The 26,056-nt window shown below is 40.9% G+C and carries 17 protein-coding genes; 9 read left to right on the top strand and 8 right to left on the bottom strand.

From position 1 onward, the window contains the following. Window positions 1-100: 100 nt before the first annotated feature. The gene (locus tag OGM63_RS23395) at window positions 101-514 is read right to left on the bottom strand and encodes a heavy metal-responsive transcriptional regulator (protein WP_263748070.1); all 414 of its coding nucleotides are present in this window, start codon (window positions 512-514) and stop codon (window positions 101-103) included. A gap of 430 nt (window positions 515-944) precedes the next feature. Here OGM63_RS23395 and OGM63_RS23390 point away from each other — a divergent pair, with 430 nt between their 5' ends. The 3 genes from OGM63_RS23390 to OGM63_RS23380 all read left to right on the top strand — a co-directional run bounded on the left by OGM63_RS23390 (window position 945) and on the right by OGM63_RS23380 (window position 4,002). Beyond that, complete coding sequence (locus tag OGM63_RS23390; RefSeq protein WP_263748084.1) at window positions 945-3,536, top strand: heavy metal translocating P-type ATPase; 2,592 nt, start codon at window positions 945-947, stop codon at window positions 3,534-3,536. A gap of 7 nt (window positions 3,537-3,543) precedes the next feature. After that, window positions 3,544-3,723 (top strand): hypothetical protein, encoded by a 180-nt coding sequence (locus tag OGM63_RS23385; RefSeq protein WP_263748069.1) that lies wholly within the window; start codon window positions 3,544-3,546, stop codon window positions 3,721-3,723. A gap of 96 nt (window positions 3,724-3,819) precedes the next feature. Next, complete coding sequence (locus OGM63_RS23380) at window positions 3,820-4,002, top strand: hypothetical protein (RefSeq protein WP_263748068.1); 183 nt, start codon at window positions 3,820-3,822, stop codon at window positions 4,000-4,002. 33 nt (window positions 4,003-4,035) lie between these two features. Here OGM63_RS23380 and OGM63_RS23375 read toward each other — a convergent pair whose 3' ends face one another. The 5 genes from OGM63_RS23375 to OGM63_RS23355 all read right to left on the bottom strand — a co-directional run bounded on the left by OGM63_RS23375 (window position 4,036) and on the right by OGM63_RS23355 (window position 9,291). After that, complete coding sequence (locus tag OGM63_RS23375) at window positions 4,036-4,743, bottom strand: YdcF family protein (RefSeq protein WP_445974567.1); 708 nt, start codon at window positions 4,741-4,743, stop codon at window positions 4,036-4,038. Between the two features lie 304 nt (window positions 4,744-5,047). After that, window positions 5,048-5,557 carry a hypothetical protein gene (locus OGM63_RS23370; RefSeq protein WP_263748066.1) on the bottom strand — a complete coding sequence of 170 codons (510 nt, stop codon included), beginning with the start codon at window positions 5,555-5,557 and terminating at the stop codon, window positions 5,048-5,050. Between the two features lie 10 nt (window positions 5,558-5,567). Then, the gene (locus tag OGM63_RS23365) at window positions 5,568-7,109 is read right to left on the bottom strand and encodes a bifunctional aminoglycoside phosphotransferase/ATP-binding protein (RefSeq protein ID WP_263748065.1); all 1,542 of its coding nucleotides are present in this window, start codon (window positions 7,107-7,109) and stop codon (window positions 5,568-5,570) included. Between the two features lie 97 nt (window positions 7,110-7,206). After that, the gene (locus OGM63_RS23360; RefSeq protein ID WP_263748064.1) at window positions 7,207-7,806 is read right to left on the bottom strand and encodes a 50S ribosomal protein L25/general stress protein Ctc; all 600 of its coding nucleotides are present in this window, start codon (window positions 7,804-7,806) and stop codon (window positions 7,207-7,209) included. 141 nt (window positions 7,807-7,947) lie between these two features. Then, window positions 7,948-9,291 (bottom strand): adenylosuccinate synthase, encoded by a 1,344-nt coding sequence (locus tag OGM63_RS23355; protein ID WP_263748063.1) that lies wholly within the window; start codon window positions 9,289-9,291, stop codon window positions 7,948-7,950. Between the two features lie 532 nt (window positions 9,292-9,823). Here OGM63_RS23355 and OGM63_RS23350 point away from each other — a divergent pair. Both OGM63_RS23350 and OGM63_RS23345 read left to right on the top strand, forming a co-directional pair. Further along, window positions 9,824-9,958 carry a hypothetical protein gene (locus OGM63_RS23350; protein ID WP_263748062.1) on the top strand — a complete coding sequence of 45 codons (135 nt, stop codon included), beginning with the start codon at window positions 9,824-9,826 and terminating at the stop codon, window positions 9,956-9,958. Window positions 9,959-10,067: 109 nt separating this feature from the next. Continuing rightward, the gene (locus tag OGM63_RS23345; protein ID WP_263748061.1) at window positions 10,068-11,807 is read left to right on the top strand and encodes a hybrid sensor histidine kinase/response regulator; all 1,740 of its coding nucleotides are present in this window, start codon (window positions 10,068-10,070) and stop codon (window positions 11,805-11,807) included. Here the strand turns inward: OGM63_RS23345 and OGM63_RS23340 are convergent. After that, window positions 11,784-13,067 (bottom strand): glutamate carboxypeptidase, encoded by a 1,284-nt coding sequence (locus tag OGM63_RS23340; RefSeq protein ID WP_263748060.1) that lies wholly within the window; start codon window positions 13,065-13,067, stop codon window positions 11,784-11,786. The two genes, OGM63_RS23345 and OGM63_RS23340, sit on opposite strands and share 24 nt — an antisense overlap. 549 nt (window positions 13,068-13,616) lie before the next feature. Here OGM63_RS23340 and OGM63_RS23335 point away from each other — a divergent pair. The 3 genes from OGM63_RS23335 (at window position 13,617) to mutL (ending at window position 19,246) form a co-directional block, all read left to right on the top strand. Next, complete coding sequence (locus OGM63_RS23335; RefSeq protein WP_263748059.1) at window positions 13,617-14,663, top strand: adenosine deaminase; 1,047 nt, start codon at window positions 13,617-13,619, stop codon at window positions 14,661-14,663. A gap of 539 nt (window positions 14,664-15,202) precedes the next feature. Further along, window positions 15,203-17,362, top strand: a complete 2,160-nt coding sequence (locus OGM63_RS23330) for a lipoxygenase family protein (RefSeq protein ID WP_263748058.1) — start codon at window positions 15,203-15,205, stop codon at window positions 17,360-17,362. Window positions 17,363-17,494: 132 nt separating this feature from the next. Next, complete coding sequence (gene mutL / locus OGM63_RS23325; protein WP_263748057.1) at window positions 17,495-19,246, top strand: DNA mismatch repair endonuclease MutL; 1,752 nt, start codon at window positions 17,495-17,497, stop codon at window positions 19,244-19,246. 294 nt (window positions 19,247-19,540) lie between these two features. Here the strand turns inward: mutL and OGM63_RS23320 are convergent, their stop codons facing one another. Beyond that, window positions 19,541-20,902, bottom strand: coding sequence for a Sll1247 family protein (locus OGM63_RS23320; RefSeq protein WP_263748056.1), 1,362 nt, complete (start codon window positions 20,900-20,902; stop codon window positions 19,541-19,543). A 1,688-nt stretch (window positions 20,903-22,590) separates the two neighbouring features. Here OGM63_RS23320 and OGM63_RS23315 point away from each other — a divergent pair. Next, a partial coding sequence (locus OGM63_RS23315) for a GAF domain-containing protein (RefSeq protein ID WP_263748055.1) occupies window positions 22,591-26,056 on the top strand: 3,466 nt, incomplete at its 3' end.

Below are 26,056 nucleotides of genomic sequence, written 5' to 3'. Positions count from 1 at the left end.
GAGCGGTAAACCGCTCAAGCTTCGGTTTTAACGGTTAAAGCCGTTACTACGTTAAGGAGCGTTTATTTATGCTCATCTACTTAGTTAATATTTGAGATTTTCAGTTGCCAATCAAAGGACAAATTGTATTTTCTGACTTAATTGGCAAACTTTCCCATCCTGATAGTACTCCTTTTAATTCGTCTCGCAAGGTTAACAATTGTTCTATCTGATGGTCAATGTCTGATATTTTATCTTCGAGCTTTTGTTGAATGCGATCGCACGCTGGTTTCCCACCATCATATACTTGCAAGATTTCGCCAATTTCTTCCAAACTCAGCCCCAGTTTTTGAGCGCGTTTAATAAATGACAAACGAGTCAGTACATCTGCGGTAAATTGCCGAAAGTTTCCCTCGGTTCGTCCTGATGACTTGAGTAAACCGAGACTTTCGTAATAGCGAATCGTCCTAATGGGGACTTTGCTTTTGGCTGTTACCTGACCAATTAACAGCAGTTGATTATCTTTAGTTAACATGGTAGATTTCTCAACTTATCACACTACAGATAGATAAAAAAGTTCTGAAAATTTACCTTGCTCAGATCCCCAACTTCTCTAAGGATACCGTTGGTGAATGGTAGTCTGACCCCTCATTTTATTAAAAAACCTCGTAGAGACGTTCCGGCGGAACGTCTCTACAATTGTGTATAATGACGAAAAATCGTGAAATAAGGGGTAATACCCCTGATTCGCTCTTCTGTATCCTCTAAGAAGTCGGGAATCTTGTTTTTTCAGAATTGCTTGACTCTCCACCTAACTAGAGATTTTATAATAGTTTTAGTAAAGCTGACATAAAGAGTGGTACTTTAATCTAGTTTAACGTACTGAAATAATCGGAATCATGATACATGCGTAAATGCCTTTATATCCTACGACTTAGGCATTTTGGATTATGAAAAAGTTGAATATGGATACCCTCACACTCAAACTTAGAGGCATGAGTTGTGCTTCTTGCGCTAAAAGAATCGAAAAAACGATTCTTTCCGTTACAGGTGTAAGTGAATGTAGCGTCAACTTTGGTGCAGAACAAGCCCTAGTTAAATATAATCCCCGCAAAACTAACTTAAAGCAAATTCAATCAGCTGTAGAGGCAGCAGGATACTCGGCTTATTCTCTAGAAGATGAAGGCATAATGACTGGGGAAGATGATGCCGAAAAAGCCGTTCGTCTTGCAGAATTACGCAACTTGAAAATTAAACTAGCAGTTGCAGCAGTAATTAGTATTTTACTGGTAATTGGTTCGTTGCCAATGATGATTGGCTTACATTTACCTTTCATTCCTGCATGGTTGCATAATCCTTGGTTGCAATTAATTTTAACTACACCTGTACAATTTTGGTGCGGTTATAAGTTCTATATAAATAGCTGGAAAGCTTTAAGAAATCGTTCTGCAACGATGGACACGCTAATTGTTCTGGGTACAAGTGCAGCTTATTTCTATTCGTTGTTTGCTACTATTTTTCCTGCCTTTTTCGTCAATCAAGGCTTGATGCCAGAAGTCTACTATGAAACAGCAGCAGTAGTTATTACCTTAATATCTTTAGGAAAGTTGTTAGAAAGTCGCGCTAGGGGACAAACTTCCGAGGCAATTCGCCAACTTATCGGCTTGCAAGCTAGAGATGCGAGAGTAATTCGCAATGGCAAAGAAATTGATATTCCCATTCAAGAAGTAATAATTGATGATGTCATTTTAGTGCGTCCAGGCGAAAAAGTTCCGGTTGATGGGGAAGTTATTGAAGGCAATTCTACAGTTGACGAATCGATGGTGACTGGTGAAAGTTTACCGAATAAAAAAGTCCCAGGTGATGAGGTAATTGGAGCGACGATTAATAAAACAGGTAGCTTTAAATTTCGGGCTACAAGAATTGGTAAAGATACGTTTTTGGCGCAAATTGTTCAACTAGTTCAACAAGCGCAAGGAAGCAACCCACCAATTCAAAGATTAGCAGATCGGGTAACTGAATGGTTTGTGCCGGCAGTAATTATTATTGCTGTTGTTACTTTTATTATTTGGTTTAGTGTCACACGAAATCTGAGTTTATCTTTAATTACCACCGTTGGTGTGTTGATTATCGCTTGTCCTTGTGCTTTAGGTTTAGCTACACCAACTTCTGTGATGGTGGGAACTGGTAAAGGTGCAGAAAATGGCATCTTAATTAAGGATGCAACCAGCTTAGAAATGGCACACAAAATTAAAACGATTGTGCTGGATAAAACCGGGACTTTGACTCAAGGAAAACCGACTGTTACCGACTTTGTAACTGTTAATGGGACTGCGAATAACAATGAAATGAAGCTTTTGCAGTTAGTCGCAGCGGTGGAACGTAATTCTGAACATCCTTTGGGTGAAGCTATTGTAAATTATGCGCGATCGCAACAAGTTAATTTCCCCGAAGCCCAGAATTTTCAAGCGATCGCCGGTAGCGGTGTCCAAGGCTTTGTGGGAAATCAGCTAGTACAAATCGGTACACAGCGCTGGTTGGAAGAGAACCTAACCCCCCTACCCCCTTCCCTGGGAGGGAAGGGGGAGAATGACTCCCCTCTTGTTGTAGGAGAGGGTGTGGGGGAGAGGTTAGATTATTTTAAACCCGTCTGGGAAGCCGCTGGTAAAACAGTGGTCTTGATTGCTGTTGATGGCAAAATAGAGGGGTTGATGGGCATTGCTGATGCCTTAAAACCTTCATCACAAGATGCGGTGAAAGCACTACAAAAGATGGGTTTAGAAGTGGTGATGCTTACCGGAGATAATCGACAAACCGCACAAGCGATCGCTTCTCAAGTTAATATCACTAACATCTTTGCCGAAGTCCGACCCGATGAAAAAGTAGCGGTGATTAAGTCGTTGCAAGGAGAGAGGGGGAGAGGGGGGGATGGGGAGAGGGGGGGATGGGGAGATGGGGGGACAAGGGGACTCCTTGGAGACAAGGAGACTAGGAAGAATATATTTCCCCCACTCCCCCACACCACGCTTCCCCCACACCACGCTTCCCAATACGGTTCGGTTAACGTATGTAGAGACTACCAAGTGCAACGTCTCTACAAGGGTTTTGGGTTCACAAATATTCTTAACCGAACCGTATTGCCCCCACACCACGCTTCCCCCACACCACGCTTCCCCCACACCACGCTTCCCCACTCTCTTGTTGCGATGGTGGGTGATGGTATCAATGATGCACCAGCGCTAGCACAAGCTGATGTGGGGTTTGCGATTGGGACGGGAACAGATATAGCGATCGCTGCCAGTGACATTACTTTAATTTCGGGAGATTTACAAGGCATTGTCACGGCGATTAAACTTAGTCGTGCTACCATCCGCAATATCCGGCAAAATCTTTTCTTTGCTTTTATCTACAACGTCGCGGGTATTCCTATCGCTGCTGGGGTTTTCTATCCAATCTTTGGATGGTTACTCAACCCAATGATTGCTGGGGGTGCAATGGCATTTAGTTCTGTCTTTGTAGTGACTAATGCCTTACGTTTGCGGAATTTTCGGAATTAATCCTCTCGTGAAAAAAGGCATCCTCACCAAGGCAAGGGTGGGGTTACACAAACAAAACTTGCCTGCTCGATGCATCCGTGTGGTTGAAAAAATGCCGGGAATACGGTGTAGAGTGATACCTGTGATTTATTTACTACGCGATCGCATCCAGGCAGCAATTTTTCCGACAAATAAGTGTAAATTCTGAGGGTGAAATTTTAATTTTTATCTGAAAAAGGCGTTTTGTCTTGTGAAGTAATTTTTACGTCCAACTACAACTAAAAAACTTACTTCACGAAAAATTATGTTTAACCAAGCTATAGATATGGTTTTTACCGATTCAGTGGCAGCACTGATTAATTTCACACTAGGCACACTGATTCATACCAAAATATGTAATTACTCGTGGGAGCAAAAAGCAAACTTATCCGATTTAACTTCACAAGATAACCAATCAATAGAAGAAACAAGCGATCGCAACAGCTAAAAACTGTAGGCAGCTTTCCTCTAAAAAGTATTCTCAAAGCCAACCACGTAAACGATAGACGACAGTACCAATGTACTCTTTTACAGCGCTGGTAAATTGCTCTAAGTTCCCACTATCGGGAAAGAAGTTTAAAATTGCGGCTTTGGGAGTGCTGGCGAGTTCTTGCATTTCGCCCTGACTGACGAGAAAATCAGTAGGTGCGGGAATAGCATCAATTCCTTGACGCTTGAAGATAAGTAGCGATCGCGGCATATGCATTGCCGAAGTAACTAACAATACGCGACGAATACCACGAGCCGCGAGAATTTTCTGGACATTTACGGCATTTTCATGAGTATTGAGAGAGTCAGGTTCTTGGACAATTGCCTCTGTTGGTATACCAATAGAAGTCAGAATTGTTGCCATATCCCCTGACTCTGGGGAACCGCTGCCGCGCCAATCGATGCGACCACCACTGAGAATGATTATGGGGGCTTTTTTTTGGCGATAAAGTTGAGCTGCGTAAATAACGCGATCGCCTGCTTCATTTAAATCTACACCTGGACGTGGCGGAGTAGCTGATTTAGTTGCACCACCCAAAACCACAATTGCTTCAGAAGAAGGTATTTCCGCTCTGGGGAGATTTTGCCATTCAAGCGATCGCACCAAAGAGTGAGAAACCCAAGCATTACCAGAAACAAGCAATATAGTTAATGCTAATGCGATCGCCATTGCTGCTATGCGCGGTCTTTTCCACAGCATAACAAGTGAAAACAGCAAAAAAACGCAGGCTAACCCTAAAGGGTAAAAAAACAGCGGTAATAACTTAGAAAGATATAAAAACATTAGGAATGGTTAGTGGTTAGTTGATAGTTGATAGTGGTTAGTTGATAGTTGTTAGTGGTTAGTTGATAGTTGATATACTATTTCTATATGAAGATGCGCCTAATAAAGCCCACGCAGGTGGGCTTTGTTTGTATAGCCCCAGGCTTCCAGCCTGAGGGCAACCAGGTGCAGCCTAACTATTGACTATTGACTGTTGACCATCAACCAACAACTAATTAGACTACCTTTCCCAAAACCTCAAATTGAAACCTCCACGAGAGCGACGGAAACGACGAGTGGGTCTGCGTTTCCGTTTGATTGCCCTTTCGTTTGGGAGTTCTCCTTGATCGTCTTCTGAGCCTTCAGCAGCTAATTGAGTTTTAGTTTCTTCTGAGGTTTCCCACCAAGCAATAATCCAGCCCCCCCCTAAACCGGCTAATGCGCTCAAGAAAACACTCATCGGTGCTGGATATCCCAAAACTAGAAAGCCCAGCAAGAAAAATAACCAGTATTTCAGTCCGGCATCAATACCATCAGCTGAACCTAAAGTAGGGGCTTGAGGACTGGTTCTAGTTGCGGTTGTCAACCCACCTAAGGCTATACCCCCCAATATACCTAAGAAGATACTTAGGGATGGTGGGGCGCCCGTCATGGTAAATATGAGTGTTAAAAATAACCCAAAGACGAGTTGAGAAAAGAAAGCTTGAGAGATGGTAATCAAACCGCCGAAGTCGTTCTTTTTTGGTGCCATAAGCTTAAATCTATTGGCGAATTACTTCTTTTAATTGTGCCTGTTGTGGTTGAGTTGTATCCAAAATTTTCAGGTAGGGTTTTTCTTCTTCGGTGAAGGGTTCAGCCGAGTTAAGTTGTGATTGTAATAAATCTGCTGTGGCATCGGCAATATCACCTGTGCGATCGCGCAACCGTTGTTGCAAAACCGATACTGGTGCGGTGCATTGGATAATTTGTAGGGGAAGTTGGTGTTTATTAGCAGAAGCGATCGCTTCTTTTCTCAACTTCTCTCGATCGTACTTGGCATCCAAAATCACCGTGTAACCTTGATTTGTCAGTATAATTCCTAGTTCTAGCAAGCGTGCATAAGTTTTCTCAGTCATCTCAGGTGTATATAAATCATCCCCACCCCGTTCTAAAAGTGGAATTCCCGCCAAATGTTTCCGCACGGCATCCGAACGAATCAGAATTGCTCCTAGCTCACGAGATAATAACCGCGCTGTGGTACTTTTACCAGAACCCGACAACCCCGACATCAATATTAATTTTCCTTGCTTGGGTTTAGTATAATTCCAAGCCAGTTTATAATACTCAGATGCAGTTTTAGCCGCCTCTTCCTTAACCGTTGCGGGAACACCTGGATCGTCTAACAAAAACGATGTCACCTTTGCCCTGACATAGGCTTGACGGTTTAAATATATCGGTAGTACCTGTAACCCTTCCCAATCACCGGTTTGCTCAACATAAGTATTTAAGTAGGCATTACTCAAATCTTGTCGCTGCTCTGCTTCCAGATTCATCACAGCATATGCGATGTCGAACATGACATCGACAAAGCGAAACGGTTCATTAAACTCAATGCAATCGAACAGCAAAATTTTATCGTGCCACAAAGCAATATTTCTTAAGTGCAAGTCTCCGTGACATTCACGAATGAAGTTATTGGCAATGCGACTTTTAAATAGTTCTGTGCGTTCTGCAAAAAACTTATCTGTATATAGCTTTGTTTCGTCAAACTGCATCTGGGTTTGAGGACCACCGATATATTTTTCAGTTTGCTGGTAATTTTCGTCAAACGCTTCTCTAACTTGAGCAACTTCACCAAAAGTGCGAATGCGATCGCTAGTTTCAGTTTTCGCGTGATATTCAGCTACAACTTGTCCCAAGTGTTCCAAATCTGTTTCATTCAACTTACCCTGCTCAAATAAAGCGCTAAATAAAGTCTCCTGAGGAAATTGCTGCATTTTCAACACATATTCTACAGCTTCTCCCGTTCCTCCCAGATGATATTGATTATCCGTCAGAGTAATAGGCAAAACTTCTAAATACAGTTCTGCTGCACCCCGCTGATTTAACCGCAATTCTTCATTGCAAAAATGCTGCCGTTTTTCCAAAGTTGAAAAGTCCAAAAAGCCAAAATTCATCGGCTTTTTTACTTTATAAGCATAATCCCCAGTTAGGAGCACATAAGAAATGTGCGTTTGAATCAGTTGAATTGGTTCAGTTACCGCATGGGGATAAAACCCAGGTTGCAACATTTGCTCAATCAAAGCTGGAACAGAAACTGTCATCTTTTTTTAGCGTCCTTGGTGAGTTGGCAATTCAAACACAAAAAAACCAGGAGTTACCTCCTGGTATCATCGACAATTATTATATACTCAAGCTTGCTTAAGACTGAGTTTCAGTGTCTGTAGACTCGCTTTCAGCTGACCCTTGTGATGGTAAAACGCTGACAACAAGTTGCTCTGGTTCAGCTAAAGCTGTCACACCTGGGGGCAATGAAAGCTGATGGATCTGCAAGCTGTCACCAACTTTCATGTTAGAAACATCAACTTCAATTGCTTCGGGGATATTTTCTGGTTCGCAACTGACTTGCAATTGGTTAAACACGGTGTCTAACATACCACCTTCTTGTTTAACGCCGATCGCTTCTCCGACAAACCGCAGTGGTACTTCTACCGTAGTCGGACCGTGACCTGCCACCGCAAAAAAGCTGAGGTGGAAGGGGGTGCGTTTTGCTGGATGAATCTGAACTTCCCGCAACAAAGTTTTACCTTGCCAAGGGATATCAGTAATTTTTAAATCAATCAACGTGTTGTTGACTGAACCTTTTTTCAGCAGACGCTCAACGGTTTTGGCATCAATAGTCAAAGCAATAGACTCTGTACCTTTGTGACCATATAAATTCGCCGGAATTCGCCCAGAACGGCGCAAAGCCTTCGGTTTGCTGCCTTCTGGGCGCTTTTGAGATTCAATTGTGAGATCCATACAAGTTGGGAAAAAGGTAATTGGGCATTGGGCAATGGGCACGCTCGCATTGGGCAATGGGAAAAGGGGAAGGGGAAAAGGAAAAGAATTATTACCAATGCCCCATGCCCCATGCCCTATGCCCCATGCGAGCGTGCCCTATTACGCACTGAGCAAAGTGGCTGGTGTGCCGTTGGGGTGCAATAAGCCGCGTTTGGGACCGTGAATTGGGTCTTCTACGATGATAGTTTGATCGCGGCTTGCTCCGAGGGAGACGATCGCGATGGGGACTTCGATTAATTCTGCTAAGAATTTTAGATAGTCCAGTGCTTGTTTTGGCAAGTCTTCGAGAGTGCGGCAGTCACTTGTTGACACCTGCCATCCCGGCATTGTTTGATAAATGGGGCGACAGCGTGCAAATTGACGAGCGCTAGAGGGGAAGTGATCGCAACGTTCACCATCTATTTCATAAGCGACACAAACATTGATTTGGTCTAATTCGTCGAGGACATCAAGTTTGGTAATCGCCACACAATCCATACCGTTAATTCTAGCGGCGTAGCGACCGATAACAGCATCAAACCAACCGCACCGACGTTTGCGTCCGGTGGTTGTGCCAAATTCCGCACCGCGATCGCATAACAATTCTCCCACTTTTCCGTCTAGTTCGGTGGGGAATGGTCCTTCTCCTACTCTGGTGGTATACGCTTTTGATACCCCAATTACCCGGTCTATCATTGTGGGTCCTAGCCCTGTACCAACGCAAGCCCCCCCAGCTACGGGGTTCGAGGATGTTACATAAGGATAAGTTCCATGATCTAAATCCAGAAGCGTACCTTGCGCTCCTTCAAACAAAATATTGCGCCGTCGCAGCACCGCATCGTATATTTTTATTGAGGTATCAACTACGTAAGGTCGCAACCGTTCTGCATACCCCAAATACTGGTCTATCACCTCTTGGGTATTCAAAGGCGGCAAGTTGTAAAGCTTTTCCAGAATGACGTTTTTATAATTAATCGTCCACTCCAATTGTTCTTTCAACCCGATTGGGTCCATCAAATCTAACATTCTGATGCCAATACGCTCAGATTTGTCAGCATAAGTTGGACCAATACCCCTACCTGTTGTGCCGATTTTGTGATTTCCGCGTCGTTCTTCCGATGCGGAGTCAATCAGTCTATGGTAAGGCATCGTGACATGAGCAGTCTCGGAAATCAGCAGATTGCGAGTAGATATATTTAGTTTTTCAAGTTGATCCAGTTCTTCGATGAGGATTTGTGGATCTATTACCGTTCCGCAACCGATTATGCACTCGGTATCTGGGTACAAAATACCAGAGGGAATTAAGTGCAATTTAAAGGTTTGATTGTTAACTACAATCGTGTGTCCAGCATTGACACCCCCTTGGTAACGTACAACAACGTTTGCGGAGCGGCTGAGTAAATCTGTTATTTTACCTTTTCCTTCGTCGCCCCACTGGGCGCCTATGACAATGACGTTAGCCAAGCGTTTATTAAAGAACTAAAGTTTTCACAATCTCTAATTATCAACAGATTCTGTGACTAATGTCAAGGTTATTTAATCGGATTTTGAGAAAAATTGACTGAGATGTTGAAGGCAACTACAAGGGATTTATCAGTTATCAGCGTTCAATTATGAGTTTCATCTTAATTTTTGTAAACTTTTTCCCGAAAGCTAGTTTATAATTACTGATAACTATTAATTTATATTAAAATCGTCAGATTGTTATCTAGCAGTATATGTATCAAAAATTGTCACAATAAAGCCAGAAATTTCCGAATAAAAAGTGTGCCAAATACAATCTCAGAGAATAAAACAGTAGCTTAATCAAATAAACCAATTTTGATTAAATGTAACTAAAGTGACATTTTTCTGAATGTTGAAATTGCTATTAAATTTATTAAGCTTTGAAAATCAAGGATGGTGCACGCTCGCATTGGGCATTGGGTAAATGCTTTTTCGTACTTTTTGACTTCTGACCCTTTTCCCTTTGGGAGTGCAAGAACTACACTCAAAGATGCACTTAATTTCGCTGACTGGTTACGCGATCGCTACAGATGCACTCTCTTGTCGAGATGATGAAAGTGGAAGTAAAAAAAATCACACTTTTATCGAAATTATCCGGAAAATAGCAGTGTACTTCTTAACTTGAGCAGCAAATTACCTCAATAAGAAAACATCCACAGCCATCAGAAATTTTGTTGTCGAAACACATGTTTGAAGCCGCTTGGCAGTCAATTATATCTCCAAGAGATAAACAAATGACAAATAATATTCAAATGCTAGTTATCGACATTGAGTCAACACAAAAGTTATCACAGAAAATGTTGCCTAAGTTGTTTCCGAAAGAGACAAAAAAAAACTTGCCAGAAAGACAATTTTCTGGGAGCATAAAGGCGATCGCTAAATTTTTCATCAGCAAGAGTGCAGATTTTGCGCTTTTTACAATCCTGTATAAATTGCTTATACATTACATCAGCCAACTGAAACAAGCAGAACAGAAAATTCGCGAACAAGCAGCGCTACTAGATGTAGCAACTGACGCAATTTTCGTAATAAATATCCAGAATGAGATTTTATTCTGGAATAAAAGCGCAGAATTTTTGTACGGCTGGAAAGTTGAAGAAGCTGTTGGTAAAGATGCTTTGACGCTTTTGTACGAAGATTTACCACAGCCAGAATCAGCGCTTTTAACTGTAATTAAAAACGCCTCGTGGCAAGGTGAATTAAAACAAGTACAAAAAAGCGGTGATGAAATTCTAGTAGAAAGTCGATGGACTTTGGTGCGTGATGAATTTGGGCAACCGAAATCAATTTTCATTGTTAATACAGAAATCACCCAAAAGAAACAACTAGAAGCACAACTGTTGCGATCGCAACGTTTGGAATGTATCGGCACTTTAGCTGGTGGTATTGCTCACGACCTCAACAATGTGTTAGCACCGATTTTATTAGCAGTTCCTTTATTGCAGATGAAATTGTCCGATCCGCAAAGCGAACATCTGCTAAAAATGTTAGAAAATAATGTCAAACGCGGAGCAAATTTAGTTAGACAAATTTTATCTTTTGCACGGGGTATCGAAGGCAGACAGACAACTGTGAAAATTAAGTCTTTGCTAACAGAAATTGAAGACATTATCACCGGAACCTTCTCTAAATCCATCACTTGCCATACACACATATTAGACAAGCTTTGGCAGGTGCAGGGAAACGCTACCCAATTGCATCAAGTGCTAATGAACTTAGTTGTTAACGCCCGCGATGCCATGCCCGACGGGGGTATAATGACGATTTCAGCCGAAAATATCCTCATTGATGAACATTATGCCAAAATGCATATCGATGCCCAAGTCGGTTGTTATGTTGCTATCACCATTGCGGATACAGGTATAGGGATACCGCAGACAATTCAAGAGCAAATTTTTGAGCCTTTTTTCACTACTAAAGAGGTGGGTAAAGGTACAGGTTTAGGACTTTCCACAGCACTGGGTATTATTAAAAACCACGGTGGATTTGTTAATTTATACAGTGAAGTTAATCAGGGAACGCAATTTCAGATTTACTTACCTTGTTCCACCAAAGTGGAAATCGATCTGCCTTCTGTTGAACTAGAACCACTTACGGGAAATAACGAATTAATTTTGGTGGTGGATGATGAAGCTGCAATTTGCGATGTGACTAAATCATCTTTAGAAACATATAATTATCGGGTGCTAACTGCCAGTGATGGGATTGAAGCTGTAGCAATTTATGCCCAAAGACAGCAGGAAATTAGTGTAGTATTGTTGGATATGATGATGCCTTGGATGGATGGTGCGATCGCTATCCGCACCCTACAAAAAATAAATCCCCATGTGAAAATTATCGCCATGAGCGGTTTGTTATCAAATCAAAACATTGCCGAATCCGCCGGCACAGGTGTCAAAGGATTTTTATCTAAACCCTGCACAGCGAGAGAATTATTGCAAGCGATCGACTCAACTCGCTGCCAAATCGATTAACAACTTGGTCAGTAGATAAATCCGAGGAGCGATTCGTTCCAATTCTATGTATTCATCCGCACTATGGGCGCCACCACCTACAGGACCAAGTGCATCTAAAGTAGCTGTACCAACAGCAGCAGCGTAGTTACCATCCGTACCACCACCACTACCCTCAACTCCCAGATTCAGGGCAATTTCTCGGTAAATAGCTTGAGCTTTTTTGACTAACGCATTAGTTTTTGAATTAGGTGGAAATGGTGGTCGTCCTCGTTCTGAGATGACTTTGACTTCAGTACATGATAAAAGCTTGTTTTGCGATATCTGCCTAAAGTCACGCTCAAGTCGATCAAACTCTTGAACTTCCAGTACCCGCACATCAGCTTGAACTTTGGCAAAATCGGGAATTGTGTTTACGCGATCGCCTGCACTCAAAACAGTAAAATTAACAGTTGTCTGTTTGCTAGGATTGCCGAGTTTACTTGCATTCAGGGTTTGATGTGCTGCTTCTAATAGAGCATTGCAGCCTTTTTCCGGTTCCGCACCAGCATGAGCAGCTCGACCTTTGATTTCAAATCCATACTGACCAATTCCTTTACGCCATGAGGTAATTTTATCTTGTGGCGAACCAAATTCTAAAACTAAAGCATAATCGTGTTGTTTTGCGACTTCTTTAATTAAATCTCGCGATCCACGCGACCCTTTTTCTTCATCTGGATTAATTAAAAAAGTGATTTTTCCAAAGTTTTGAAAATTCATTTCTTTCAAAATTTTCAATGCTTCGATCCCTAAAATAATTCCTCCCTTGTCGTCCATTACACCGGGACCGTAAGCCTTATTACCCACAATTTTAAATGGACGTTGAGCAACGGTTCCTTCTTTGAAAACAGTATCTGTATGAGCAAGAAGTAAAATATTAGCTTTGCCAGTTCCTTTAATCGTTGCCAGAATGTTTCGTCCAACACTAGGAGTCGCGTTTGTTGTTTCGATTTGCGCTCCGACTAACTTAAGTTGCTCAATTACAAGGTTTTCGACCTTAGTAATTCCTTCCACATGACATGTCCCAGATTTAATTAAGAGTGCATCACATGTTCCAGAGTCAATATTAACAAGAGGTTCAAGTTGAGTGACAAACTCAGATTTCGCAATCAGTGCTTTTTCATATAGTACCGGATTGCGAACTGCTACAGCAAAATCTAAGGTTGAGAATAGAAAAAAGATTGTAATAATTACACACAACAAACTTATAGTTAACAAACTGGTTCTAGCGCGAAGAATCACTTTTCTTACAATCCATCATTAGACATCTCCAGAAATTAATTATACGTTCCCCCGAACCCTTGTAGAGACGTTCCGGCGGAACGTCTCTACGTCTTTTCTGGAGATGTCTATTCAGTAAGAGGTTATTTATAAACTAAAAATAAAGTTATTGTAGGGTGTGTTAGGCGCATATTTTGATCTAGTTTGTCACGAGAAACATGATATGAGCGCCTAACGCACCATGTTATCTGAGGGTGCGTTAGGCTTCAGCCTAACGCACCCTACTTAAGATTTACTTTATAAATGGTCTTTAATCAAAAATATACTACAGTTCTGGATTTGAGTCTGTAGTTTTTTTTACATAGACAAATTCATACCAAAAATTTACCATCGGAGAATAGTGAGTACAAAAAGTAACTAGTAATAAACTCTTTTTTTCAGGATATCTAGCTTTCTCTACCCGTCTTATATTTAGCTTTATCAAAAATGATTACTGCCATCAATTACGTTTTTATTTGTTATTGTTAATATTATTAAACTTTTTCAGAAATTTTCCGGGAAAAGACCATTATGGCTTTATACGCTGAATTGCATAGACATCTGGGCGGTTCGGTTGTACCCCGTGTTCTGTGGCGATACCTAGAACGCAATTCGTCAGATTTACTTTCACGGTTTGCTGACTATTCGGCTTTTGAAGAGTTTTTCACGCGATCGCGCAGCACGTTAGATGAATATCTGGAATTGCACACCTTGGTAGAAAGCGTGCAAAATGCCGAAAGTTTGCCTTACTTTATCTATCGTCTGATGCGGGGTGCTTATATTTTTGAGAATTTGGCTTATCTGGAACTGCGCTATACTCCTTATCTCCGTACACCAAAGCATTTAAGTCAATCAAAGAGAATTGACCAGATGGCAGAGATTGTGGAAGTTGTCGGACGTGCCAGTCAATTACAAGAATATCCCATTGTGACTAGCCAAATACTTTGTATGCATTCGCGTTTACCTTATGAGGTGAATAAAGCGATTGTGGATTTAGCAGCGCAAAATACCAAGTATATCTGTGGAATCGATGTTGCTGGTGGTGATAGCTATTATGCCGATCGCTTGGATGAGTGGATTAGTTTGTATGATTATGCGCGATCGCATAATGTCAAAACCACCGGACATGTTTACGAAACCACCGCTGGTTGCTATCCACAATTATTACCTTATTTGATGCGGATTGGTCACGGCATCCAAATTCCCCTATTGTATCCAGAATTACTTAAAGATGTAGCTAAACGCGGGCAGTGTTTGGAGGTCTGCCCGACAACATACTTAAAAACTGGTACTTTAGACGATATACGTCAACTCAAGTTAGTTTTTGACCGATGTTTTGATGCGGGGGTAGATATCGCTATTTGTACTGATAATGCAGGTTTGCATAATGTCCGTCTACCCTTTGAGTATGAAAATCTCTTGACTTACGACATTATCAACTTCCAACAGCTACAAGCTTGTCAAGATGCAGCTTTCCGTCATGCTTTTGCTTGGCCCTACCATCAACGTCCGGCATCATTGTTAAATGGGTTGCTCAAACCTGAACCAATGAAAGCTTTATCGATGCGGGATAATTAAGCACCAACACCCTAGAAGGGTGTGGCGTTGTGCGTACAAAGCCTGCCTGCGTGGGCTAGAATTCTTGAAGCCTGCCTACCCAGGCTTTGTTCGTAATCATCCTTGACAGGTTAAGGAAATTGCTCCCTTTGTCACTCTTGGTGCAGTCCAATGGCGATAAATCCAGCTTGGAGACAGGCTTTCAGAGAGTTTTAACCATACCCAAGTCCATGAGTTCACCGTACTTATTTCAATTTATTACACGAGTATACTTGTGGTACAAATTCTGTCAGAATAATGGTAATAGCACTTACGCACGCTCTCAAACGAGCTATCTTGTGTATTAACGCGCATTTCGTTATTTCAAACTTTTATAAACTATCCTTTGTTAGTTGCCTAGGCTAGCAAGAACCGCAGGCATCGCAAAAAGGGAGTTGAATAAATCTAGCTAAAAGCCTTAAAAGGCATACCTGCTATTTAGGCTTCTGTGTCAATGCACAAGTCCTATTTTCAAGACTAAAATAGCCACAATTTTCGGTAAATTAACAAACAGTAAAATCATGTCACAGATTAACACTGAAGATTCTTCATCTACCTCATATCAGAAAAATACAATCTTAGATACAGTAGATTTGCTTAAACTGTTATACTCACTTATAAAATTACGTGAAGCCGCATTCAAAGGTTTTACATATAAATACAACCACGATTATCTAAATCCTTTAGCCATAACAAATGTACCTCAATACCCGATTGGACGTATTACTATACCTCTTCTTCCTAAAGAAGAACTTCCCAACCTCAAATGGGTTATTGCAGTAGTAATCCGATTAATTGTTATTCAGTTAAACCAATCTTTAATTACCCAACCAGATTTCTTGAAATCAATAATTGGCGTTTCCTTAGATGCAATTGGTAACAAAATAAACAAGCCAGAAATTCAAGAAGAATTAAGCATTATTCTTTTGAAGTTGAAATCAAGTTTAGAAGAAATTAACCAAGAAGAGAAAGTTGATGAGCAACTTGCGCTTGCTAGACTTGCTAAACAACCAGAAAGCATTACTCACCCTTCAATTGATGAGGAATTTGAAGAAATTGACAAACAGATAGCTCATTTATTAATTGAAAATCCAGAAAGGGTTACCCTGAATTTAGAAGAATTAAGTGAAAAGCCTCAAATCCAAAATCTTAAGGAAATAATTAAATCCACGGCTAAGTTAGCAGAACTAGCTAAGTATCAAACCCCCAGTTCCAAGTCGGCTTCTAATTCTCCTAGCCTTGAAAATTACAACAAACAATTTCAAGTTATAGCCAAGCCGGATATTTCTTATCACTTTCAACAAGATAAATATTTTGCTTATATGCAGGTGGCTGGTTCCAACCCAGTTATGCTACAGCAGCTAGCACAACTAGATTTGCGTTTACCAATTACTGAAGATAAATACTCTGATGTTGCTAACTTCTATGGAGTTTCAGATACTCTAAATAACGCACTAGCTGAGGGTCGAATTTATTTAGCCGACTATACTCTGTTAGATAGCTTAGTAAATGGCACTTTCCCTCAAAAACAAAAGTATATTTCTGCTCCTTTAGCGCTATTTGCAGTACCACCAAGTAGCTATAGAGTTCGCTCTTTATTCCCAGTAGCAATTAGTTATCAGCAGACTTCAATTAGTAATAATTGGATTTTATTTACACCCTTAGTTACTGATACTGACGCAGATACGTGGATGACTGCCAAGAATATTGTACAAATGGCAGATAGCAACTATCACGAGTTAGTCAGTCACTTAGGTCGTACTCACTTAGTGGTTGAGCCTTTTGTTGTGGCAACTAATCAATTGCCTGACAACCACAATCTAAGAAACCTGCTGAAACCTCATCTTGAGGGTACTATACTGATTAATTATGGCGCCCATACAACCTTAATCGCCCCAGGGGGTGGTGTAGATGAGCTGCTAGCTAGCAGTATTGGCAGTGACCAAACTCTAGGTGCTCATGGAGCGCAAAGCTACCTATTTAACTTTAATGATATTGCCTTTCCTGATACTTTAACAAGTCGGGGTGTTGACGATGCGAGCAAACTACCTACTTACCCCTATAGAGATGACGGGTTATTGATTTGGGGTGCTATTGAAAGTTGGGTTCAGGAATATTTTAGTCTCTACTACAGCAGTGATTCATCAGTTCTTAACGATCCAGATTTACAGACTTGGGCATCTACATTGATTTCCCATGAAGGAGGTCGCTTAAAAAATTTTGGTGACGATGGACAAGGGCATATTAAAACGCTAGATTATCTAGTGAAAGCTGTCTCGACGATTATTTTTACGGCTAGCGCTCAACACGCTGCTGTTAATTTTCCGCAAAAGGAACTGATGATGTATACACCAGCATTTCCTTTAGCCCGTTATTTACCTGTACCTATAGATACCCAGCAGCCAGAGAATTTCATAAATGGTCTACCACCGCTAGAGCAAGCACTAAATCAGATAAATTTAGTTTATTTACTTGGCTCTATCTATTACACCAATTTAGGCAATTATTCCGCATCAGCTTTTACAGATCCAAATGTAATATCGGCTTTGGAGAAATTCCAGACAAACCTAAAAGACATTGAGCAACAGATTAACCAGAGAAATAGTAATAGTAAGGGTGATAGGATAATACCTTACAAATTTTTGCTCCCTACGAATATTCCTCAAAGCATCAATATTTAATAGATACAGAGTAGTTGTATATGTGGGATGGATAGTCGGGAAATGGGTATTTCCCGACATAGCCAAAGAATAAACCCGCTAGAAATTTTTTTATTCTATTCAGTGCTTGGCAACTCGCCTATACTGAAATTTATGTCTTCTACAATTCAAGCTTTACCAACGGAGGTAGTATACCTCATTACAGCCGGAGAGGTTATTGACTCTCTAGCTTCAGTGGTGCGGGAATTGATAGAAAATTCCCTAGATGCAGGTGCAACACGGATTATAATTTCTGTATGGGCACAGCAGTGGCGGGTGCGAGTAGCAGATAATGGTTGTGGAATGAATTTGGATGACTTGCAACAAGCAGCATCGGCACACAGTACCAGTAAAATTCGCTCTTGTGCAGATTTGTGGCAAATTAACAGTTTAGGATTTCGGGGTGAAGCGTTACACAGTTTGACGACTTTGGCAGATTTAGAAATTTTAAGTCGTCCGGCAAATTCTGCAAGTGGTGGATTCAGGGTTGTGTATGGCTATGGTGGGGAACCTGTGGTAGTGGAAGCAGCAGCGATCGCACCTGGTACAATTGTCACAATATCCAATTTATTCGGAAATTACTCAACTCGGCGTCAAGGTTTGCCAACCACAGCTATTCAAATGAAAGCGGTACAAGCCTCGATTCATCAAATTGCCTTATGTCATCCTCATGTTACCTGGCAAGTTTGGCAAAATGACCGTGAATGGTTCACTCTTTCACCGGCTGCCACAACGGGAAAACTGTTGCCGCAAATTTTACATCAAGTTAAACAAGGCGATTTACAAGAACTAAAATTAGAAGTACCCAACCCTCCTAACTCTTGTAAAGACGACCCACCAGGTCGTCTCTACCCCACTCCTAACTCCTCACTCTCATTAGTGATAGGATTGCCCGATCGCTGTCATCGTCATCGTCCAGATTGGGTGCGAGTAGCGATCAACGGACGCATGGTAAAATCAAAAGAATTAGAGCAAACGATTTTTACAGGATTTCACAGAACATTACCACGCGATCGCTATCCCATCTGTTTTTTACATCTTGATATTTCCCCCGATCAAATTAACTGGAACCGCAATCCCGCAAAAACGGAAATTTACCTCAATGAATTAAGCTATTGGCAAGAACAAATATCCAGCGCAATTCAGCAAGCACTTCGCATCGATTCTGTCAATATCAAAGAAGCAATTCACACAACCCGAGTTAGTAAATTAATCAAAGCCGCAGAAGAAAAAGGAGGTTATCATGTTCAACGTCCTAATTCTGACGAAAACAAAACTCCTAACTCCCGTAGAGACGACCCACCGGGTCGTCTCTACCCGACTCCTAACTCTTTAAAAGCTGTCGCTCAAGTTAACAACACTTATATAGTTGTCGAACATGCCGGTGGTATGTGGTTAGTAGAACAACATATTGCTCATGAGCGAGTTTTATATGAGCAATTATACGATAATTGGCAACTTGTTACCGTGGAACCTGCGATTATTTTATATCAATTGTCGCCGGCGCAAGTTTCCCAACTACAACGCATCAATATAGATATAGAACCTTTTGGCGAACAACTTTGGGCAGTTCGTAACATACCTGCACTTTTACAGCAAAGAGACGATTGTGCAGAAGCTATTTTAGAACTTAGTTGGGGTGGTGATTTACAAACAGCGCAAGTAGCCGTAGCTTGTCGCAGTGCAATTCGCAACGGTACACCCCTAACTTTACCAGAAATGCAGACACTTTTAGATGATTGGCAACGCACCCGCAACCCACGCACCTGTCCCCACGGGCGCCCGATTTATCTATCTTTGTCAGAATCAGCCTTAGCGCGGTTTTTCCGTCGTAATTGGGTGATTGGCAAGAGTCATGGAATTTGATTTTGCCTATTCTAGAAGGATAGGGCTATACAAGCGAAGCCTAGGAAAGTAAGCTTATATTCTCGTACCCATGCAGAACATTTGTGTACAAGAGAAAAATTTTCAAATAATATTGAATATGACCACTTGTAGCGGTTCTCAATTGCATGAAATACAGACCTAACAAGAGCAGCTTCTTAAAAGCAACCAAAGGAGAGTCAGCTTAAAACTATCTCCCCTTCTCCCTCTAGTGCCTCAACGATAAAATAAAAAGTCTCACAGCTTATAAATAAGCGATCGCATTAAATCATCGGGTTATGGAGAATGCGATCGCGTAGTCCCCTTGTCCCCTGATTGTGCATCTACTTTTAACTGAGAAAACACACGATAAGCATCTAAGTTTACCATTGGCTGAGATGTTTGCTCATCTTGTTTCATATTAATCAAGTTATACTCAACGTTTTCTGCATAAATTGCAAAAGTGATATTAAAAATTTCTATAAAATTAATAACCCATTGGCATTCTTCTTCTGGATATTTGTCGTAATAACCAATCAAATCAGCCATCCTAATTTCTAAATGACTGCGGGCATTTTTGCAAATCAAAATTACTTTTAGCAGTACAATCACCAATGTGAATGTATGACCCTGAGAAAGTAATAAAACGAATAATTGTGAAGGTTCTCGTCCCTTTTCTGTTGTTAAACAATCAATCACTCGATTACAGGTTCTCAATAACAATTCTTTGCTGATAGTTTCTTCATCATATTCTTTTTTCCAAAGCGATAGTTTATCTGACAACTGCTGTTTCAACGTTTCTACAAAATCTTGACGTTCTACAGAAAAAATCAGATATTTTTGTAAGCTATCTTTAAACTCTTTTAAAGTTTGATTTTGAGTCTGTTTGAGAAATATATTTGCAATATTTTCATGACTGAATGCACCTTTTTTTAAAACAATTGTCTTGATTAAATGCAAAACATTATTTTCCAAAATAGTGGGATTTCTGTAACGTGTTTCGCTTGAGTTAGCACACTGAGAACGAGCAAGATACATTGCTAGTTCAAACTTAAATTTGTCTTTCATCTGCTTGGAGAGCTTTAAAGCCGCTTCTTGTTGCTCTTTTGGATTATTTTTATCAAAAGATTGAGCAACTAATAAATATGTTGTATAGCGATTAGTCCAATGAGTTTTGTTTTCTTCTTTGTGTTTAAGAGCGAACAACTTTAATTCTTCATAATCGTTACTATTAACAAAATTTATTAACCATCTTTGGAAAATATTTATCTTAGTTGAACAAGATTTAGCAGCCCATATCTTGATTTGGTAATTAACAAATAATTCCACTAATTCTTTGATATATTTATATTTTCTCTGAGAATCCCAGTTATTAACTATAATGTAGCAACATCGCTTAAGTGTATGGCGAAACTCTTGTTCGTTATTCTCAGAAAACATTGCATATATACTTGGTGCAGAATTTAAATCAACTGAATCAAGACAGTCTATAAATAAAAGCTTAAATTCTTTGATCACGTCTTCTGGTGACCATTTTTGCACAATTTCTACTAAAAACTTATAAGTTTTCTCTTGTGCAGTTTGCAGACTTATCTGTTTAGAGTTAGACTTAATAAAATCCTTATTTACCTGATTTTTCTGTAACATATTTGCGGTCATTGCAGTTCTCAAGACCAAAAAGTTTGCCGACTATATTCTTATCAGCTTAACCTTGGTGAACAAGAGGATCAATCTATTATTCAAAAATTAAGTAATTTTTTTACATAAATTTGATAAACAGGATATTAAATTATTTGATTTCTTCTGTATTTATACAAATGAGTACGTATTTATACTAAATAAGTGGATTTTACGGAAGATAACCCCCAGCAGTCCTTTTTCTTTCCCCAGGTTTTCTCAGATGTGGTGATATTGAATTTCTAAAGCATCCCCATCTTGCGATCGGAGGTTTTCAAAGTCTTCTTCAGCTTTCCACTTCTGCTTGAGATGCGTTCAACTAACTCTGACTCGCACACAGGAGCCACATCGACAATGTATGATAATTACAGAGTGTATGAGCTTGATGATATTAATTTGTCATCAGTAGACAGCCGATGTGGAAATTAATTATGCATTACTCAAAACTCCTAGAGACGCAGCAATGCTACGTCTCTAGGAGTTTTTGACTTTCTATGTATAGTAACCAAGCGAGACTTAATTTGTCACGACCATAACTAAACACTCACAAGGACATTAGTATGTATGTCCACGGTCACTGTAGAATAGACTTGCAGAACAAGGCTATCCTACAGTGAGTTTTTTTAGTGGGGGTGGAGGGACTTGAACCCACACGACCTTTTACGGTCAACGGATTTTCATTCTCCCGCAGCTTTCGCTACTGCCTAATCGGTTGTTTTACCTTTTGGCTTTGAGAATTGGACTCTCCCTTTACCCTCGACTTGACGTTAGGGTAGCTCCCGTCGGGTCTCTGCACCTTCCTTTAGAGTTAGGAGTTATGAGTTAAGAGTTAAAAGTTAACTCATGACTCAGCACTCAGCACTCTTATCGGCTTGGCTCAGGATTGCCATGTCTGTTGCCAGATTTAGGTTTCCCTGAGTTTGAGAGCGTTCACTTGAGGGATTTCTCCTTCAAGGCTCAGTTAGCTAAGTCCGTAGCGTCTACCATTCCGCCACACCCCCATCAGCTATTTGGGATTTGCTTATTTTATTGAGGCAGCAAATGCCTGCTATATAAATACTAGACAAGTCTAGACACTTACTTCTTACTTCAATGGGAGCATGGGAGCGGTTATCCCTCAGTAAGCTTTCACGCTTTAGCCAAACGCGATTTTAACTTTGTTGTTTAAATCCCAAAAAACTATCACTATCCAAGCTTTGTTTTCGCGTCAGCAATAGTTTTGTTAAATACTTGAGATAATTAATGATTATACATTAATTCCTGGTTTTTAGCAACAAAAGATAGTCAATATTTTTCGATATATGTCGATTTTTGTCTATTTTATTGTCAACTTAGGAAAGCTCCTTATCTATTCCACCATCAATTGCGTCTTTTGTCCAACCAAATTCAAAATTTTTTTTTCTGGCTTCCGGTCATAGTGGTAAGTGGGATTTTTGGCAATGGGCACGTAGTAAATCATCAAACCTATATAGGACAAAGGCTTTCACTGTTCTAAGTAAATTCTACAGCGATCGCGATTTGATGCCAAAGCTACGCAATTTAAATTAGCCGTAGTTTCATTTCCAAATTTATTATACGTATTTTTACGAGTGTTTCAGATTAATACTTATAACGAAAATAGTAATATATCCAAACCCAAAATTTTTAGATATTCAATAAGACTAAAACGTATGGGAGATCCGCTTACTAAGCATGTAGGTCATACTCAAGAGATTTTTTTACACCGCATTGCAAATCGCATTCGGCAATCTTTAGAACTTCAAGAAATTTTATCGGCGACGGTTGCGGAAGTACGTTCGTTTCTCGGCACCGATCGCGTAAAAATTTACCAGTTTCAACCTGACAGTCATGGATTAGTAATTGCCGAATCAATTGAGGAAGGACGTTTACCTCCTTTGCTAGGGCTGAATTTTCCCGCAGATGACATTCCCCCCTACGCGCGTGAATTGTATGTTCGGGCACGCCAGCGCACAGTAGTCGATTTGACAACACACGAAATCGGTATCAGTCCTCTAAATTGCCCAGAAACAGGCGAATTTTTAGACCAGCAAGATATTCGCTATCGCCCGGTCGATCCTTGCCATGTAGAATATTTAACGGCAATGGGTGTAAAATCTTCGGTTGTGGTGCCGATTGTTTTAGAAAGCAAGGAAACCGGTCAAGATTCTTTACCTTCTTTACAGCAATCATCTCAATTATGGGGGCTGTTGGTGTCTCACCACTCAGAACCACGGATAGTAACAGAGCAGGAATTATTATTTATTCAGTCTGTAGTCGATCAAGTGGCGATCGCTATTTCTCAGTCGATATTGCTCAACCAAGTGCGACAGCAAGCCCGCCTAGAAGCCATTATTAACCAAGTTACCGAGCAATTGTATACCACCCCGATGGTTCAGCTTGAAACTGCCCTAGAAGAAACGGTGGCTGCCTTTGCTGGCTCTGGAGGACGGCTCTACTTGCTAAGAGACGGCGAGCAAAGCGCAGAAATCTACACCTGCGGGGTGCAGCCTACCCAACTCGATGGCGGACAAGGTAGATATATTGAGGAGCATCGCTTGTGGCAGAAATATCTTTATTCTGCCTCTATGTTGCCCGTCGGCAATCCAGAACAGCCCAGTGTTAAATCATGGTCGGTAAACTGGATGAGAGCCGTTTATGCTTTGAGTGCTCCACCCAACGAACTAACTTCAGACTCAAATTTGTGGGCGATCGCCGACCTTTATAAAGAACCTTTATTTCGCTCGCTCACTCCTTGTTTCCAAGCAACCCAAATTCGCGGCTTGTTAATTGTACCGCTTCAGCATGGTTCCACTGTCGTTGGCTGCTTAAGTATTTTCCGAGATGAGGTAGATATTGAAACGATTTGGGCTGGCTGTTTTTCTACTGATTCTCGCCAAATGATGGCGCGTCAGTCGTTTGAAGCGTGGCGCGAATTGAAAACTGGGCAGGCACAACAGTGGGGAGAATCAGATGTCAAGCTAGCGCAAGCATTAGGTGAGCGCTTTTCCACTGCTGTGAGGCAATACCGACTTTACCAACAGGTACAAACTCTCAATACAAATTTAGAGCAACAAGTACGCGATCGCACTGCCCAACTGCAACAAACTAACATCGACTTGCAACGCTCAACTATTGAGTTACAGCGATCGGTTGAACGGCAACAAGCTTTGGCTGGGATCATAGCCAACATGCGCCAATCGCTGGATGTGGAAAATATTTTCAAAACCACAACAGAGGAAGTTTGTCAATTACTCAAAAGCGATCGCGTCGCAGTTTATCGCTTTAATGCCGATTGGGGAGGTGAATTTGTCAGCGATTATGAATCTGTAAATCCCCTATGGCAGAGAAGCACCGAACTTGAAGTCGGCATAGTATGGGACGACACCTACTTACAACAAACCCAAGGTGGACGCTATCGCCATAATGAACCCTTTGTGGTTGATGATGTGCATAGCATGGAATTTAGCCAATGTCACATTGATTTACTCGAACAATTTCATGTTAAAGCGTTTATGATTGCGCCGATTTTTGTCGGGCAAGATTTATGGGGCTTATTGAGTGCTTATCAACACTCAGACAGTCGGCATTGGGAAGCAATGGAAGTAGAGTTTTTGACGCAAATCGCAACTCAACTGGGAGTAGCGGTGCAGCAAGCTGAGTATTTAGAACAAGTGCGATCGCAATCCATACAATTGGCTCGTGTCGCAGAACAGCAGCAAACCCTAGCGAGTGTCATTACCAAAGTTCGGGAATCCCTTGAGTTGAACGAGATTTTTGAAACCACCACGCAAGAACTCCGCAGAGTACTCAATGCCGACCGTGTTGTTGTTTTTCGTTTCTACTCCGACTCTGAATATGAGGGTGGGGAAGTTATTGCCGAAGATGTTGTCTCTGGTTTGCCATCAACCTTAACCGCAAAAGTCTACGATCGCTGTGTCGGTGAGAAGTATACTGAGAAATTTTGCCAAGGTCATATTCATGCTGTTAGTGATATTTATAACTCCGAGCTAGACGAGTGTTATATATCAATGCTGTCTCGCTTCGGAATCAGGGCAAACTTGGTAGTTCCCATGATTAAGCAAGATCAGCTATGGGGCTTATTGTGTATTCATCAATGTGAAAAATCCCGTGAGTGGCAAGAATTTGAAATTGAATTTCTCAGCCAAATTGCCTCTCAGTTAGGAGTTGCCCTAGAACATGCGGTACTGCTCAAACACACACAGCAGCAAGCCACACAACTTTCCGAAACACTCGACCATTTAAGGCAGACTCAAACTCATTTAATTCAAAGTGAAAAAATGTCGAGTTTAGGACAATTAGTCGCTGGGGTAGCACATGAAATTAATAATCCTGTCAACTTTATCTACGGCAATATCGCCCATATTCATGAGTACACGCAAAACTTGATTAAGATGCTCAATCTATATCAACATTACTATCCTGAACCAGAACCAGAAATTAAACGACAAGCAATAGTGGCAGATTTAGAGTTCATCGCGGAAGATTTGCCTAAACTATTTTCTTCGCTGAAATTAGGTGCTGAACGCATTCGGGAGATTGTTCTTTCGTTAAGAAACTTCTCTCGTTTGGATCAAGCCGAGGTAAAAGCCGTTAATATCCATGAGGGAATCGATAGCACTGTGTTAATATTGCAGCATCGTCTTAAGCCTAATTCATTACATTCAGGCATTGATTTGATCAAGGATTATGGTGAGTTACCGGTGGTAGAGTGTTTTGCCGGACAACTCAATCAAGTCTTTATGAATCTACTCTCCAATGCAATTGACGCAGTAGAAGAGTCGTGCCGTCAATCTGCTAAATCTGCTAAGGAAAAACATCATCCGATCATTACAATCAAAACCCAGCTTTTAGAAAATGATTGGCTACAAATTTCCATCAAAGATAATGGAATTGGCATGAACCAAGAAGTAAACGCGAAGCTATTTGACCCCTTTTTCACAACAAAAGAGGTGGGTAAGGGCACAGGTTTAGGACTCTCAATTAGTTACCAAATTGTCGAAAAGCACCGAGGCAAATTACAATGTCTGTCCCAACCTGAAGAGGGGGCTGAGTTTTTGATCGACATCCCTGTAAAACAACCAGGAAAAAAAATGCCAGACTTTCGTCAAGCGCTAT

Origin of the sequence: Plectonema radiosum NIES-515, assembly GCF_025753815.1 — a bacterium.
Lineage (GTDB): Bacteria > Cyanobacteriota > Cyanobacteriia > Cyanobacteriales > Nostocaceae > Hassallia > Hassallia radiosum_A.
This window is presented reverse-complemented; position numbering and strand designations above follow the sequence as displayed.

Coding starts and splice junctions, on each gene's coding strand:
- OGM63_RS23395 (WP_263748070.1), bottom strand. CDS start 514: ATGTTAACTAAAGATAATCAACTGCTGTTAATTGGTCAGGTAACAGCC.
- OGM63_RS23390 (WP_263748084.1), top strand. CDS start 945: ATGGATACCCTCACACTCAAACTTAGAGGCATGAGTTGTGCTTCTTGC.
- OGM63_RS23380 (WP_263748068.1), top strand. CDS start 3,820: ATGTTTAACCAAGCTATAGATATGGTTTTTACCGATTCAGTGGCAGCA.
- OGM63_RS23375 (WP_445974567.1), bottom strand. CDS start 4,743: ATGCTGTGGAAAAGACCGCGCATAGCAGCAATGGCGATCGCATTAGCA.
- OGM63_RS23370 (WP_263748066.1), bottom strand. CDS start 5,557: ATGGCACCAAAAAAGAACGACTTCGGCGGTTTGATTACCATCTCTCAA.
- OGM63_RS23365 (WP_263748065.1), bottom strand. CDS start 7,109: ATGACAGTTTCTGTTCCAGCTTTGATTGAGCAAATGTTGCAACCTGGG.
- OGM63_RS23360 (WP_263748064.1), bottom strand. CDS start 7,806: ATGGATCTCACAATTGAATCTCAAAAGCGCCCAGAAGGCAGCAAACCG.
- OGM63_RS23350 (WP_263748062.1), top strand. CDS start 9,824: ATGCACTTAATTTCGCTGACTGGTTACGCGATCGCTACAGATGCACTC.
- OGM63_RS23345 (WP_263748061.1), top strand. CDS start 10,068: ATGACAAATAATATTCAAATGCTAGTTATCGACATTGAGTCAACACAA.
- OGM63_RS23335 (WP_263748059.1), top strand. CDS start 13,617: ATGGCTTTATACGCTGAATTGCATAGACATCTGGGCGGTTCGGTTGTA.
- OGM63_RS23330 (WP_263748058.1), top strand. CDS start 15,203: ATGTCACAGATTAACACTGAAGATTCTTCATCTACCTCATATCAGAAA.
- mutL (WP_263748057.1), top strand. CDS start 17,495: ATGTCTTCTACAATTCAAGCTTTACCAACGGAGGTAGTATACCTCATT.
- OGM63_RS23320 (WP_263748056.1), bottom strand. CDS start 20,902: ATGACCGCAAATATGTTACAGAAAAATCAGGTAAATAAGGATTTTATT.